Below are 13,669 nucleotides of genomic sequence, written 5' to 3'. Positions count from 1 at the left end.
GACGCGGGCAGGGCGGGCGTGGATCGGCCGGTCAAGGCGCAGGTCGAGCGTGGGTGTAGGGGGGCGGTCCTGTGCAGGGGCCGTTTGCGGGGCGCGGGTATGGGTCAGCCGTGCACTTCGGCGAGGCGGACAAGGTTGTCGAGCCCGCTGTTCCAGCCGATCTTGTAGTCATCGAACAGCGCCGGGCCGCTCAGGCTGGCGATCTGGAGGGTGACGGACAGCAGGCACCCCTGCGCGGTCGCGCTGACCTGCTGGGTGATGAGCGAGACCGAGACCGGACCGTCCCCCATATCAAGGGTTTCGGTGCAGATCAGGCGAGCGGGGGCGTCGACGACATGAAAGTCGGTGGTGACGGCGAAATGCGGGGCGTCTTTCGGGCCGCAGCGCGATACTTCGCGCCCGCCGGGGCGCATGTCGAACGTGTCGATGATCACAGAGACATCGTCATTCGGCGCGCCCCAGGTTGCACGCGCGTCCCGGTCCGTCAGGAGGTGGAACAGGCGGGCGGGCGGACAGGCAACCTTGCGTTGCAGGGTCAGGGTTTCGAAATCCATCACTCTTCTCCGGGGTCCATGTTTTCTGCGAGGGCTGTCAGCCGGTCAAGGCGGCCTTCCCAAAGGGCGCGTTGCCGGGCGAGCCAGCTTTCCACCTCGGCCAGGGGGGCCGCTTCGATATGGACGATGCGGGTGCGCCCGCGTTTCTGTGAGCGGACAAGGCCAGCGGCCTCCAGCCTGCCAAGGTGTTTGAGGAAAGAGGGCAGGGCCATGTCGTGATCCCGGTGCAGGTCAGAGACCGGGGCCGGGCCGGACATCAGCCGTTCGATCACCGCGCGGCGAGTCGGATCGGACAGGGCGCCGAAGAGTGTGTCCAGATGGTTAGCCATGTGGCTATCTATTCCGGCGCACTGGCGGGCGTCAAGAGAAACTTAGCCGATTGGCTAGGTCTTGTGCTTGGCGTCGGACAGCGCGTCGCGCAGGGCGGCGATTTCCTCGGCCACCGGGCCAGAGGGGCAGGCAGCGCGTTCCGACCACGCCATGAACCGTTCCAGCAGGGGCAGGAAGGTGGCGATTTCCTCGGGCGTCCAGTCCTTGAGGTAGGATCCGAGCACCAGAAACTTGTAGCTGCGCACGGCCTCGATGGCGCGTTTGCCCGTTTCGGTCAGTTCCAGCACGGCGCGGCGGGCGTCCTGCTGGCTGACCGCGCGGCACAGGAACCCGCGCTTGATCAACTGGCTGGTCAGGCGGCTGGCGCGCGAGGGGTCGATATTGAGACGGGTGGCCACGGTCGAGACCATGGTTTCCTCACCCGAGGCATCGCGGAATTCATTGGACGGGGCCCAGACAGCCATCAGCACATCCAGTTCGGCCAGTTCGATTTGCAGGTCCAGATCCTGAAGCGCGCGCAGGCCCAGCTCACGCTTGAAGATCTTGCGGCGCCAGACCTGCAAGATGGCATCGACGTCCAGTGCCGCCTGCGTGGCGTCCGCGCCGATCCCGGCGCGTTCCAGTTGCGCCTTCAGTTTGTCATCCCGTGCGCCCATGCAAACCCCGTTGTGCGAAACCGCATGCTTTCGACAAAAGCGTGCTGTTGACATGTATTTGTCTCTGGCACATATCTAGAGCCAGTTCAGACCCGTTGCAATCCTTGCGCCTGCCCGGATCATTCCGCGTGCGGGCCGGGGGGCGCTGTTTCGCTGTTTCAAGGATTTCCTCATGTCGCTTGCCGAAGCCCCTGCCATTCCCGCCATCGAGCAACCGGACCCCGCGACGCTGCGCCTTGCGCTGGCCGCCATCGGCGCGACGCTGCTGTTTGCCTCGCTTGGCCAGACGATCGTGTCGACCGCCATGCCGGTCATGGTCGCCGACCTTGGTGGGATGGATCATATCACATGGGTGATCACCGCCTACCTGCTGGCCTCGACCATCGGCGCGCCGGTGGCGGGCAAGCTGTCCGATCTCTATGGCCGCAAGGCGGTCTTGCAGGTCGGTATCCTGATCTTTGTAGTGGGCGCAGTGATCTGCGGCACGGCGAGCACGATGGGCACGGTGATTGCCGGGCGTGTGGTGCAGGGCCTTGGCGGCGGCGGGCTGATCGTGACCTGCATGACCACCGTGGGCGACCTGATGCCGCCACGAGAGCGCGGCAAGGCGCAGGGCTATCTTGGCGCGGCCTTTGGTGTGTCGACGGTGATCGGGCCGCTGCTGGGCGGGGCCATTGTGCAGAGCATCGGCTGGCACTGGGTCTTTTTCGTCAATCTGCCCGTGGGTGTGCTGGCCTTTGTCGTGCTGAACCGCGCGCTGCCGACGCCGGTCGAACGCTCGGACAAGCCGGTCGACTATCTGGGGGCGCTGTTGCTGGCGGCTTTGCTGGGCAGTGTTGTGCTGGTGCCCCAAGTGGCGGGCACCTATGGCTGGAGCGGTCTGCCGACGATGGGTCTGATCCTCGTCCTGATCCTTGCGCTGGGCGGATTTGTGATCACAGAGAGGCGCGCGCAAGAGCCGATCCTGCCGCTGTCGCTGTTCACCAACAACACCTTTCTGGTGGTCAACGCGGTGGGTTTTCTGGTCGGCATGGGCATGTTCGGGACGATCACCTTTCTGCCGCTGTTCCTGCAAATGGTCAAAGGCGTGACGCCCACCGCCTCGGGTCTGTTCCTTGTGCCGATGATGGGCGGTCTGATCCTGTCGTCTACGATGGCCGGGCGGATCATGTCATCGACCGGGCGGTACAAGCTGATGCCGACGCTGTCGACGGGTCTGCTGGCGCTGGCGATGCTGGCGATGTCGCGGCTGGATGCGGACAGCGCGTTGTGGATCATCGGGGCCGTCATGGTCTTGGTCGGCCTTGGTCTGGGTCCGGTTTTCGCGGTCGGTGTGGCGGCGATCCAGAATGCTGTGCCGCGCTCCATGATGGGGGTTGGCACCGCCTCGACCAACATGTTCCGCCTGATCGGCGGGTCGGTCGGCACGGCGGTCTTTGGCGCGATGTTCAGCGCGGGGCTGATGCGCAATCTGGCGGATGCCTTGCCGGGTGAAGTGTCGGGCGGGATTGGCGCGCTGGGCGCAGAAGTGGTCAACGCGCTGCCCGCGGAAACACAGGCCCGCGTGCTGGACGGTTTTTCCGACGCGTTGCACCCGATTTTCTGGGCGGCGGCGGTTGCGGCGCTGCTGGCCTGCATTGCCTCGATGCTGTTGCGCGAAGAACCCTTTGCCGAGGGGTGACGCCGTCGAGACTTCGCGCTTTCGCTGGTGCGGGACACAAGATACCGTGCAGGCATGGCTGATCCTCGATTCATTCACCTGCGTGTCCACTCTGAATATTCCCTGCTCGAAGGGGCCATGCGGCTGAAAAAGCTGCCCGGTCTCTGCGCGGACATGGGAATGCCGGCGGTGGCGCTGACCGACACCAACAACCTGTTCGCCGCGCTGGAGTTTTCCGTCGGGGCCGCTGGCGCGGGGGTGCAGCCGATCATCGGCTGCCAGATGGACGTGCGCTATGTCGAGCCGCAGCCGGGGGAGCGGGCCAAGCCGCCCGCCCCGGTGGTCCTGCTGGCGCAGACAGAGACCGGGTATGAGCATCTGATGAAGCTCAACTCTTGCCTCTACATGCGTCGCGACAACGAGTTGCCGCATGTGACGCTGGAGGAGCTGGAGGCGCATTCCGAGGATGTGATCTGCCTCAGCGGCGGGCCGGACGGGCCGGTGGGACGGCATCTGCGGCAGGGGCATCGCGGCGCGGCGCAGGCGCTGATGACGCGACTGGCGCAGATCTATGGCGACCGGCTGTATGTCGAGTTGCAGCGCCACCCCGGCGAGGACGGCACCACGCCCGAGGCAGAGCGCCAGTCAGAGCGCGGCTTGGTCGAGATGGCCTATGAGATGGACCTGCCGCTGGTCGCCACCAATGACGTCTACTTCCCCAAGACCGAGATGTATGAGGCGCATGACGCGATGATCTGCATCGCCGACGGGGCCTATGTCGACCAGCAGGAACCGCGCCGTCGCCTGACGCCGCAGCATTATTTCAAGACGCCGCAGGAAATGGCGGTGCTGTTCGCCGATCTGCCCGAGGCGTTGGAAAACACCATCGAGATCGCCAAACGCTGTGCCTTTATGGCGTACCGGCGCGATCCGATCCTGCCGAAATTTGCCGACGATGAGGTGGCCGAACTGCGCCGCATCGCCAATGAGGGGCTGCAAAAACGTCTGGCGGTGATCCCGCACGCGGTGACGGTCGAGAAATATCAGGAACGGCTGGATTTTGAGCTCGGCATCATCGAGGGCATGGGGTTTCCCGGCTACTTTCTGATCGTTGCGGACTTTATCCAATGGGCCAAGGACAATCACATCCCGGTCGGTCCGGGGCGGGGGTCTGGCGCGGGGTCGCTGGTGGCCTACGCGCTGACCATCACCGACCTTGACCCGCTGCGCTATTCGCTGCTGTTCGAACGCTTCCTGAACCCGGAACGGGTGTCGATGCCTGACTTTGACATCGACTTTTGCATGGATCGCCGAGAGGAAGTGATCCGCTACGTGCAGGAGAAATACGGCCACGACCGGGTGGGTCAGATCATCACCTTTGGCGCGCTGTTGTCCAAGGCGGCGGTGCGCGACATGGGCCGCGTGTTGCAGATGCCGTATGGGCAGGTGGATCGCCTGTCAAAGATGATCCCGGTCGAGGGCGTCAAACCCGTCAGCATCGAACAGGCGCTGCGGGATGAGCCACGTCTGGCCGAAGAGGCCAAGAACGAAGAGGTCGTTGACCGGCTGCTGAAATACGGCATGCAGGTTGAGGGGCTGTTGCGCTCTGCCGGCACCCACGCCGCCGGTGTGGTGATCGCTGACCGGCCCACGGATGAATTGGTGCCGCTCTACCGCGATCCGCGATCCGACATGCCAGCGACGCAGTTCAACATGAAATGGGTCGAACAGGCCGGGCTGGTGAAGTTCGACTTTCTGGGTCTGAAAACGCTGACCGTGATCCAGAACGCCATGGACCTGATCTTTAAGTCCGGTCGTCCCCTGCATGTCGCCGCTGATGGCACGCAGTTGTACGAACCGGCAGAGGGCGCGGAGAACCAGATCAACGCCATCCCGCTGGACGATGAGGCGTCTTACAGGCTGTATGCGGCGGCCAAGACGGTGGCGGTGTTTCAGGTGGAAAGCTCGGGCATGATGGATGCGCTCAAGCGGATGAAACCCACCTGTATCGAGGACATCGTGGCGCTGGTGGCGCTGTACCGCCCCGGCCCGATGGAAAACATCCCGACCTATTGCGAGGTCAAGAACGGGCTGAAAAAGATCACCTCGGTGCACCCTTCCATCGACCACATACTGGCCGAAACCCAAGGCATCATCGTTTATCAGGAACAGGTGATGCAGATCGCGCAGGTCATGGCGAACTATACGCTGGGCGGTGCCGACCTGCTGCGCCGCGCCATGGGCAAGAAGATCAAGGAGGCGATGGACGCTGAACGCCCCAAGTTCGAAAAGGGCGCGGGTGAGAATGGCGTGGACGCCAAGAAAGCGTCCGAGGTGTTCGACCTGCTGGAAAAGTTTGCCAACTACGGCTTCAACAAGTCGCACGCGGCGGCCTATGCGGTGGTCAGCTATCAGACTGCGTGGCTAAAGGCGAACCACGCGGTGGAGTTCATGGCCGGGGTCATGAACTGCGATATCCATCTGACAGATAAACTGGCGGTCTATTTCGAAGAAGTCCGCAAGGGGCTGAAACTGCCTTGGGTGCCGCCCTGCGTGAACCGCTCACAGGCGACATTCGACGTGGTGGACGGCGAGCTGGTCTATGCGCTGGGCGCGCTCAAGAACGTCGGACTGGAGGTGATGCGGCTGGTCGTTGCCGGGCGCGAGGACCGACCCTTTGCCACGATCTTTGACTTCGCGCGGCGTGTGGACCTCAAGAAGATCGGCAAGCGCCCCTTGGAGATGATGGCGCGGGCCGGGTGTTTCGATGTGCTGGATTCGAACCGGCGGCGGATCTTCGATTCGCTGGATGCGCTGGTGATGTATTCCTCTGCCATCCATGAGCAGAAGGCCTCGGCGCAGGTGTCGCTGTTCGGCGAGGCGGGCGAGGATCTGCCGGAACCGCGGCTGTCGCCGGTGGCCGACTGGCTGCCCGCCGAACGGCTGGCCGAAGAGTTCAAGGCGGTGGGGTTCTACCTGTCGGGGCATCCGCTGGACGATTACATGCCGCGCCTGCGCCGGGTCGAACGCACCGGGGCCTTCATGACGCTGGATGAGTTGACCCACAAGGTGCAGGGCAATGGCGCGATGGTGGCCAAGCTGGCGGGGGTCGTTGCGGGGCGGCAGGAACGCAAATCGGCGCGCGGCAACCGCTTTGCCTTTTGCCAGATGTCCGACCCGACCGGGGCCTTTGAGGTCACGCTGTTTTCCGAAGCTTTGGAAAAGTCTCGGGAATTCCTTGAGAGCGGCTCCAAGGTGCTGGTCACCGTCGAGGCGACGATGGAATCCGACCAGTTGAAACTGCTGGGCCGCTCTGTCGCGCCGGTGGATGTGGCTGTGGCCGGGGCGGGGGTGACGGGCCTGCGCATCTTTGTCGAGACGGCGGATGCCTTTCCCAACATCGCTTCGGTGCTGGGACGGGCGGCGGAGCAGATGCCCAAGGCGGCGCGCGGACCGATCACCCTGTGCCTCAACGACCCGGCGCTGCCGGGGGAGGTGGAACTGGATGCGGGGCTGGATTATCCGGTGACGCCGGAAATCAAGGGCGCGGTCAAATCGCTCGACGGGGTGCTGGCGGTCGAGGAAATTTGAACCGCCACACCGCTGGAATATGCCAATTGGCGTGACGGATGGTGGACGCGGCCCCCCTGCGCGCGTTACAACCCCGTGGATTTGCGGGGAGAACGACATGCGCGCAGGCGTTTCAAGAGCCGGAGTGACCCTCTGTCTGGGCCTGAGTCTGGGCCTGATGCTTGCAGGGTGCGGCGATCCGCTGTCCGAGGTGCCGCGCTACAGCGATGTGCCTTTGGCCGATGATGCCGGGCAGGCGGATGCGCTGGCGCCGGATACACCGCGCGCGACCGTGACCGGAGAGACGCCGAAGCGCGGGCTGTTGGGGATCTTCGGGGCACGGGCGGCGGCGGCCACGGGCGATGGCGGTGCCGATGCGCCGGGGCCTGCACCCCGTTCCGGTGCCCCGGACGCCCGCGAGGTGCCGCTGGGGGCTACGTTGCCCTATGGCCAGCTGGCCCGCGTTTGCGGTGAGCCCAACCGCAAACTGGGCAAAAAGATCGAGGGATACCCTGCCAAGGGCAGCAAATACGTCTTGTATGACAGCGCGCCGGGCACAACAGCGCCGCGTTCCTTTTACCTGACCGGGTTCAAGGATCGCTGTGCGCGGCAGTTCACGGCGGCGCTGGTGATCTTTGGTGCGCCCGAGAGTTATGAGCAGTTGCACTATGGGCCGTCCGGTGCGGAACTGCCGGTTTCGTCCACCGATGCGGCCTATGAAAAACTCAAAAGCCGGGTGTGTCGTGTCCGCAAGGGCAAGCCTTGCGGGACAAGGATGCGGACGCTGGCGCGCGACACGGTGTTTGTCAGCGTCTACGAACGCTTCGGCAGCAATCCACGCTGGAAAAACATCCTGCTGCATGACGGTGAGGTGGTCGCCGTCGATCTCAAGAACTGAAGGGGGACGCCGCACGGCGCTCCTGCGGCCCTGCGGGACCGCATATCGCCCCGCCCGCCGTCCCATGCGGGCGGCGTTTCAGTAGTGAGGGGGGCGTTCGTCGCCCAGCACGATGCCACCGGTGCCGTCGCTTTCGCGGCTGGCCTCACGTTGCATGAGCATCTCGACACGGGCGGTCAGGCGGGCGAGTTCCTTGTCCTGACGCGCAACCATTTCGGACAGGTCATCCAGAGCGCGCAGCGCGTGGGCAAGACGTTCTTCGAGCAGGTCGGTTCTGTCGTTCATGGCGTTTGCCCCTTTGCTGGTCTTGGCTGTGAGTATTTTCACAGAGAAGAAGCTGCAAGGGGGCGTGCTTGCCCCTCCGCGGCCGAAGGGCTAGAGGGAGCGCGAGCGAACCGACAACCGGGGACGACCCATGGCCAAAGAGAAGAAATCTCCTCGCCCCAAGGCGCAGACGCCGAAGGGCTTTCGCGACTATTTCGGACCGGAAGTGACCGAACGGGCCGAGATGTTGCAAACCATTGCCGGGGTCTATCATCGGTACGGGTTCGAGGCGCTGGAAAGTGCTGCCGTGGAGACCGTCGAGGCGCTGGGCAAGTTCCTGCCGGATGTGGACCGCCCGAACGAGGGGGTTTTTGCATGGCAGGACGAGGACGACGGCTGGATGGCGCTGCGCTATGACCTGACGGCGCCTTTGGCGCGGGTCTATGCGCAGCACCGCAACGAGTTGCCTTTGCCCTATCGGCGCTATGCGATGGGGCCGGTCTGGCGCAATGAAAAGCCGGGACCGGGGCGGTATCGGCAGTTTTACCAGTGTGATGCGGATACGGTGGGGGCGGCAAGCGTGGCGGCGGATGCCGAGATTTGCGCGATGCTGGCGGACACTTTGGAGAAGGTCGGGATCCCGCGTGGCGATTACCTGATCCGGGTGAACAACCGCAAGGTTCTGAACGGTGTGCTGGAAACCATGGGCCTGTCGGATGATGCGCAGCGCGATGCGGTTCTGCGGACCATCGACAAGTTCGACAAGGTTGGTGAGGCCGGTGTGCGTGAGCTGCTGGGCAAGGGGCGGCTGGATGCCTCTGGCGCGTATATCGACGGCGTGGGGCTGTCGCAGGCGCAGGCCGAACCGGTGGTGGCGTTCCTGACCTCCGGTCGGCTGGACGCGGCAGAGACCTTGGCCAATTTGCGTGCCGCCATCGGCGGCGCGACAATTGGCGAAGAGGGGATCGCGGAGCTGGAACAGATCGCCGCGTTGCTGGCGGCGCAGGGCTATGGTCCCGACCGGATCATGATTGACCCCTCCGTCGTGCGGGGCCTTGGCTACTACACCGGGCCGGTGTTCGAGGCCGAACTGACGTTCGAGATTTTTGACGAGAAAGGCCGCAAGCGGCAGTTCGGGTCGGTTGCCGGGGGCGGGCGCTATGACGATCTGGTCAAGCGCTTTACCGGGCAGGCGGTGCCTGCGACGGGGGTTTCTATCGGGGTGGACCGTTTGCTGGCGGCGCTGCGCGAAAAAGGCCGCATTGGCGGCGCGGTGCAGGGGCCGGTTGTGGTGACGGTAATGGATCGGGATCGCATGGCGGATTATCAGGCGATGGTGGCGGACCTGCGCTCTGCCGGGCTGCGGGCCGAGGTCTATCTTGGCAACCCCAAGAACTTTGGCAACCAGTTGAAATACGCGGACAAGCGCGGCTCTCCGGTGGCGGTTATCGAGGGTGGCGACGAGAAAGAGCGCGGCGTGGTGCAGATCAAGGACCTGATCCTTGGCGCAAAGCTGGCCGCCGATGCCAGCCTTGAGGAATGGAAAGACCACCCCAGCCAATACGAGGTGCCGCGCGGCGATCTGGTCGCCAAGGTGCGTGAGATTCTGGACCTGCACACATGACACTGGCCGCGATCAAGACCAAGGCGGCGGCGCTCAAATCCGGGTTTGCCGCAGCGGGCGCTTTGCCGGTGGACTGCCCCGTGCTGCTGCCGGCGGAGACCTTGCTGGACCTCTATGGCGAGGACATCCGCACCCGCGCCTTCCTGACACATGATCCTGTGCGTGGAGAGGTGATCCTGCGCCCGGATTTCACCCTGCCTGTGGTGCAAAAGCACATGGCCGAGGGGGCAGAGCCCGCGCGCTACACCTATGCGGGCGAAATCTTTCGTCGACAGGAAGAGCATCCGGAGCGGCCTTCGGAATATCATCAGGTCGGCTATGAGGTCTTTGACAGGGCCGATCCGGCGGGAGCGGATGCCGAGGTTTTTGCCCGCTTCGCAGAGGCGCTGGCCCCTTACGGGTTGCGGGCGATTGTCGGTGACATCGGAATCTTGATTGCGGCGGTGTCGGGGCTGGAGACAAGTGCGGCGCGCAAGGCGGCGATGATGCGCCACATCTGGCGGCCCCGTCGATTCCGGGCGTTGCTGGAGCGTTATGCGGGCCGCGCGCCGGTGCCGCCGACGCGAACCGCCTTGTTGAAGGCGGCGGACCCGATGGCGGCGACGGGTCCGGTGATCGGGCTGCGTGACGAGGATGAGATCGCTCTGCGGCTGGCGGCGCTGCGCGCCGATGCCGCCGAGCCGCCGCTGCCCGCCGGTCAGGTGGATCTGATCGAGGCGCTGGTGCGGGTCTCCGAGACCTGCGGTTATGCGCTGGAACGGCTGCGCGACATCGCCGTCGACATGCCAGCGATTTCCGGCGCGGTGGACCGGCTGGCCGCCCGCTGCGAGGCGCTGGCGGCGCGGGGCGTCGATGTGAACAACCTGCCGTTCGATGCCAATTTCGGGCGCACCTCGATGGAATATTACGACGGCTTTGTCTTTGGCTTTTCGGCACCCGGGCATCCGGATTGGCCGCTGGTGGCCTCGGGCGGACGCTATGACGCGCTGACCCGGCAACTGGGGCAGGGGCGTGAGATCCCGGCGGTGGGCGGGGTGATCCGCCCCGGTCTGCTGGTCGATCTTGAGGAGGGAACGGCATGAGCATCAAGCTGGGCGTGCCCTCAAAAGGCCGGTTGATGGAAAAGACCTTTGACTGGTTCGGGGGCCATGGCATCGGCCTGTCCCGCACCGGGTCGGACCGGGAATACTCCGGCGCAGTGGCCGGGGTCGACGACGTGGAACTGGTGCTGCTGAGCGCCGGGGAAATCCCGCGCGAACTGGCCGCGGGGCGCATTCATCTGGGCGTGACCGGCACCGACCTCATTCAGGAAAAGCTGGTGCAGTGGGATCAGAAAGTGGCCCCGCTGGCGGAGCTTGGCTTTGGCCATGCGGACCTGATTGTCGCGGTGCCTGCCTGCTGGGTGGACGTGGACACGCTGGACGATCTGGACGCGGCGGCGGCGGCCTTCCGGGCGCGGCACGGGTTCCGGATGCGGATTGCGACCAAGTATCACCGGCTGGTGCGGGCCTATCTGCATGACGGCGGCGTGGCGGATTACCAGCTTGTCGACAGTCAGGGCGCGACAGAGGGCACGGTCAAGAACCTGACCGCCGAGGCCGTGGCCGACATCACCTCGACCGGCGAGACGCTGCGGGCGAACCATCTCAAGGTGCTGGCCGAAGAGCCGGTTTTGCGGTCGCAGGCGACCCTGTTCAAGTCCCGTCTGGCGGCACAAACAGAGGCAGAGCGCGTGACGCTGCGGGTTCTGGAAGAACGTCTGGGTCTGTGACGATCGGATCGGCTGCGGGTTTTGGCCCCGGTCAGTCCGGCTCAAAGCAGAAGGTATTGCCGGACCCCTGATTGAGCCAGCATGACCCGGCAATTCCGGGAGGCTGTTCCCAGTCCCAGATGGGTGTTGCGGGTTGGCCGTTGACCGTGGGCCTCATGTCGACGCTGGAGATCACCGTTTCCGCCCCGGATGGCCATTGGAAGCGGCGCAGGTCCGTGCGGACCATATCCGACGAGATGGTCAAAAGACGGTTTTCCGTACAGGTTTCGCTGTCGCGCAGGGCAGCGCCGCGCCAGACGGTGCAGGTTCCGCCCACGACCGTGTCGATCTCTGGGCGGGTGAAATCGGCGAGCGACACGCGGACCAGTTGTCCATCCCGAGGGGTCGCAATGTCGCTCAGGCGGGTGGCATTGTCGAAGAACATGAAAGGCGGCAGCCGGTCCAGATCGGTGCCGTTCCAGTCGGCCAGCGAGAAGGTGCGTTGGTCGCCGTATTCGCCGACTGCGACCTTCAGATCCTCGGGTCTTGGCAGGTCTTGGGGCAGGCTGACCGTGCAGGGAATTTGCCCGCCTTCGTCGCCGAACCCCTGAATGCGGATGGCGGGGCCAGAGTCGGTCTGAATGCGGGCAGGGTCCCGCCCGTGCCGGTATTCCGGTCCAATCGGCGTTTCGGCCGCACGTTCCAGCCCGGTCTCGCGGCGATGGGCATAGGATTTGGTGCAGGCATCCGCAGCCCCCAGAAAGGTGATGTCATCGGGGTAGACGGTGCCGACGACGGAAATGCCCCATAGCGCCGCATCGTAGACCGTTTCGACATGGTACATGCCCGAAGGGGGGGTCTTGAGCAGGGTCGTCAAAAGGGAGTCGGACAGGCGCCAGTCGGATTTGCGCGCGCTGACCTCGGCCAGCGACGCGATGGCAACGGCGTAGGCTGCGCTGACCTGCTCCGCGTTGAACGCGCCTTCGGGCACGACAAGAGACGGCGCGTGAAAGCCCAGCCGCCCGGCGGCATGCAATTGCCGGTGGGGATAAAACGGGCCCGCGTCATTGAACCATTCCAGCCCGGCCAGAAACAGCACCGCGCAGGCCGAAAAACACTCTGCGCCGCGGGCCACCGCCGTGGAAATGCCCTGCGCCTGCAACAGGTCGCCGATCTGGATGCCTTCGACCAGACTGCCGCCCGGACTGTCGAGGCACAGGATGTGAAAGCGGTCGGTGCGGGCCTCGAAAAAGGTTTTGGCCTTGGCAGCATCGCCGGGTGCCAATGCGCCGGCCAATGTGGCGGTGCAGCCCATGTAGGCATCGCCGCCGTCCGTCAGGGTTGCGGCGGAGGCGGGCGATGTCAGGGCAAGGGTGCAGGCAATAAGGGCAGCGGAAAAATAAGGCGTCTTGCAATGCATTTGGTCGGAAACTCCTTTGATTTCCGACCAATACATCACAAGCGCGTCCGCCAATGCCAGCTAAAATTGCCTGCGCCGAAGCTGTGGCGCGGCTTAGACCAACCCGTCGAAATCGGACGCCGCGTGGCGTTCCTCCAGCGTCCCCTCATCTGTGCGGTTGACGATGCGGCCACGTTGCACGGCGGGGCGTTCAAGGATCTCGTCCGCCCAGCGTCGCACGTGCGTGTAGCTTTCAACGTCAAGGAATTCGCCCGCGTCATAGCTTTCGCCGTGAACGGTGCGCCCATACCAGGGCCAGATTGCCATGTCGGCAATGCTATAGTCCGCGCCGACCATAAAGCGGTTGTCCGCAAGGTGCCGGTCGAGAACATCAAGCTGGCGCTTGACCTCCATGGCGAAGCGGTTGATCGGGTATTCCATCGGATAGGGCGCATAGGCGTAGAAATGGCCAAACCCGCCGCCCAGATAGGGCGCGCTGCCCATCTGCCAGAACAGCCATGACAACATCTCGGCGCGCTTTTCGCGGGGCCCCTGGAAGGCGTCGAATTTCTCGGCCAGATGCATCAGGATCGCACCGGACTCGAACACGCGAACCGGCGTGTCGCCAGAGCGGTCCAGCAAGGCGGGAATCTTTGAGTTCGGGTTGATCCCGACAAAGCCAGAGCCGAACTGGTCGCCCTTGCCGATGCGGATCAGCCAGGCGTCGTATTCGGCGTCATGCCCGGCGGCCAGCAGTTCCTCCAGCAGGATGGTGACCTTGACGCCGTTGGGCGTGCCCTGTGAATAAAGCTGGAAGGGATGCGCGCCGGTAGGCAGTTCCTTGTCGTGGGTGGCCCCGGCGATGGGCCGGTTCAGCGAGGCCCAGGCGCCGCCGTTTTCCTTGTCCCAGGTCCAGATTTTCGGGGGGGTGTAGTTTTCGGTCATGGCATCACTTCTCCTGTCT

The 13,669-nt window shown here is 64.5% G+C and carries 12 protein-coding genes; 6 read left to right on the top strand and 6 right to left on the bottom strand.

Annotation, left to right across the window (positions count from 1 at the left end; translation table 11 throughout):
* Nucleotides 1-104: 104 nt before the first annotated feature.
* The 3 genes from ACN0S5_RS19915 to ACN0S5_RS19905 are packed head-to-tail and all read right to left on the bottom strand — an operon-like array spanning nt 105 to nt 1,540.
* Nucleotides 105-554: an SRPBCC domain-containing protein gene (locus ACN0S5_RS19915; protein WP_417210628.1), complete on the bottom strand. Its 450-nt coding sequence runs from the start codon at nt 552-554 to the stop codon at nt 105-107.
* Nucleotides 554-883, bottom strand: a complete 330-nt coding sequence (locus ACN0S5_RS19910; RefSeq protein ID WP_417210627.1) for an ArsR/SmtB family transcription factor — start codon at nt 881-883, stop codon at nt 554-556. The genes ACN0S5_RS19915 and ACN0S5_RS19910 overlap by 1 nt, the downstream gene beginning before the upstream one ends.
* 54 nt (nt 884-937) lie before the next feature.
* Nucleotides 938-1,540: a MarR family winged helix-turn-helix transcriptional regulator gene (locus tag ACN0S5_RS19905; protein ID WP_417210625.1), complete on the bottom strand. Its 603-nt coding sequence runs from the start codon at nt 1,538-1,540 to the stop codon at nt 938-940.
* A 172-nt stretch (nt 1,541-1,712) separates the two neighbouring features.
* Here ACN0S5_RS19905 and ACN0S5_RS19900 point away from each other — a divergent pair, with 172 nt between their 5' ends.
* The 3 genes from ACN0S5_RS19900 (at nt 1,713) to ACN0S5_RS19890 (ending at nt 7,668) form a co-directional block, all read left to right on the top strand.
* Entirely contained in the window at nt 1,713-3,221 is a 1,509-nt protein-coding gene (locus ACN0S5_RS19900) for an MDR family MFS transporter (RefSeq protein WP_417210623.1), read from the top strand.
* A gap of 54 nt (nt 3,222-3,275) precedes the next feature.
* Entirely contained in the window at nt 3,276-6,791 is a 3,516-nt protein-coding gene (dnaE, locus tag ACN0S5_RS19895; RefSeq protein ID WP_417210622.1) for a DNA polymerase III subunit alpha, read from the top strand.
* Nucleotides 6,792-6,888: 97 nt separating this feature from the next.
* Complete coding sequence (locus tag ACN0S5_RS19890; RefSeq protein WP_417210620.1) at nt 6,889-7,668, top strand: hypothetical protein; 780 nt, start codon at nt 6,889-6,891, stop codon at nt 7,666-7,668.
* A gap of 78 nt (nt 7,669-7,746) precedes the next feature.
* On the opposite strand, the gene ACN0S5_RS19885 is transcribed toward ACN0S5_RS19890, so the two are convergent.
* Nucleotides 7,747-7,953 carry a SlyX family protein gene (locus ACN0S5_RS19885; RefSeq protein ID WP_417210617.1) on the bottom strand — a complete coding sequence of 69 codons (207 nt, stop codon included), beginning with the start codon at nt 7,951-7,953 and terminating at the stop codon, nt 7,747-7,749.
* A 130-nt stretch (nt 7,954-8,083) separates the two neighbouring features.
* Here ACN0S5_RS19885 and hisS point away from each other — a divergent pair, with 130 nt between their 5' ends.
* Genes hisS through hisG form a run of 3 tightly spaced genes read left to right on the top strand, consistent with a single transcriptional unit; the run spans nt 8,084 to nt 11,327 of the window.
* Nucleotides 8,084-9,556, top strand: a complete 1,473-nt coding sequence (gene hisS, locus ACN0S5_RS19880) for a histidine--tRNA ligase (RefSeq protein ID WP_417210616.1) — start codon at nt 8,084-8,086, stop codon at nt 9,554-9,556.
* Nucleotides 9,553-10,638, top strand: a complete 1,086-nt coding sequence (locus ACN0S5_RS19875) for an ATP phosphoribosyltransferase regulatory subunit (protein ID WP_417210615.1) — start codon at nt 9,553-9,555, stop codon at nt 10,636-10,638. Before hisS ends, ACN0S5_RS19875 begins: the two co-directional genes overlap by 4 nt.
* A complete protein-coding gene (hisG, locus tag ACN0S5_RS19870; RefSeq protein ID WP_417210614.1) occupies nt 10,635-11,327 on the top strand; it encodes an ATP phosphoribosyltransferase in 693 nt (230 codons plus the stop codon). The genes ACN0S5_RS19875 and hisG overlap by 4 nt, the downstream gene beginning before the upstream one ends.
* 31 nt (nt 11,328-11,358) lie before the next feature.
* Here the strand turns inward: hisG and ACN0S5_RS19865 are convergent, their stop codons facing one another.
* Together ACN0S5_RS19865 and yghU are read right to left on the bottom strand one after the other, a co-directional pair.
* Nucleotides 11,359-12,726 carry a hypothetical protein gene (locus tag ACN0S5_RS19865; RefSeq protein ID WP_417210612.1) on the bottom strand — a complete coding sequence of 456 codons (1,368 nt, stop codon included), beginning with the start codon at nt 12,724-12,726 and terminating at the stop codon, nt 11,359-11,361.
* 93 nt (nt 12,727-12,819) lie between these two features.
* Entirely contained in the window at nt 12,820-13,650 is an 831-nt protein-coding gene (gene yghU / locus ACN0S5_RS19860) for a glutathione-dependent disulfide-bond oxidoreductase (RefSeq protein WP_417210610.1), read from the bottom strand.
* Between the last annotated feature and the right edge of the window lie 19 nt (nt 13,651-13,669).

Origin of the sequence: Antarctobacter sp. (genome assembly GCF_048262615.1) — a bacterium.
Lineage (GTDB): Bacteria > Pseudomonadota > Alphaproteobacteria > Rhodobacterales > Rhodobacteraceae > Antarctobacter.
The sequence above is the reverse complement of the archived record's forward strand: the minus strand, read 5'-3'. Positions and strand labels throughout refer to the sequence as shown.

What these genes read in the sequence shown, in the direction of transcription:
- ACN0S5_RS19900 (WP_417210623.1), top strand. Translation starts at nt 1,713, where the DNA reads ATGTCGCTTGCCGAAGCCCCTGCCATTCCCGCCATCGAGCAACCGGAC.
- ACN0S5_RS19865 (WP_417210612.1), bottom strand. Translation starts at nt 12,726, where the DNA reads ATGCATTGCAAGACGCCTTATTTTTCCGCTGCCCTTATTGCCTGCACC.
- hisS (WP_417210616.1), top strand. Translation starts at nt 8,084, where the DNA reads ATGGCCAAAGAGAAGAAATCTCCTCGCCCCAAGGCGCAGACGCCGAAG.
- yghU (WP_417210610.1), bottom strand. Translation starts at nt 13,650, where the DNA reads ATGACCGAAAACTACACCCCCCCGAAAATCTGGACCTGGGACAAGGAA.
- ACN0S5_RS19905 (WP_417210625.1), bottom strand. Translation starts at nt 1,540, where the DNA reads ATGGGCGCACGGGATGACAAACTGAAGGCGCAACTGGAACGCGCCGGG.
- ACN0S5_RS19910 (WP_417210627.1), bottom strand. Translation starts at nt 883, where the DNA reads ATGGCTAACCATCTGGACACACTCTTCGGCGCCCTGTCCGATCCGACT.
- ACN0S5_RS19875 (WP_417210615.1), top strand. Translation starts at nt 9,553, where the DNA reads ATGACACTGGCCGCGATCAAGACCAAGGCGGCGGCGCTCAAATCCGGG.
- ACN0S5_RS19885 (WP_417210617.1), bottom strand. Translation starts at nt 7,953, where the DNA reads ATGAACGACAGAACCGACCTGCTCGAAGAACGTCTTGCCCACGCGCTG.
- ACN0S5_RS19915 (WP_417210628.1), bottom strand. Translation starts at nt 554, where the DNA reads ATGGATTTCGAAACCCTGACCCTGCAACGCAAGGTTGCCTGTCCGCCC.
- dnaE (WP_417210622.1), top strand. Translation starts at nt 3,276, where the DNA reads ATGGCTGATCCTCGATTCATTCACCTGCGTGTCCACTCTGAATATTCC.
- ACN0S5_RS19890 (WP_417210620.1), top strand. Translation starts at nt 6,889, where the DNA reads ATGCGCGCAGGCGTTTCAAGAGCCGGAGTGACCCTCTGTCTGGGCCTG.
- hisG (WP_417210614.1), top strand. Translation starts at nt 10,635, where the DNA reads ATGAGCATCAAGCTGGGCGTGCCCTCAAAAGGCCGGTTGATGGAAAAG.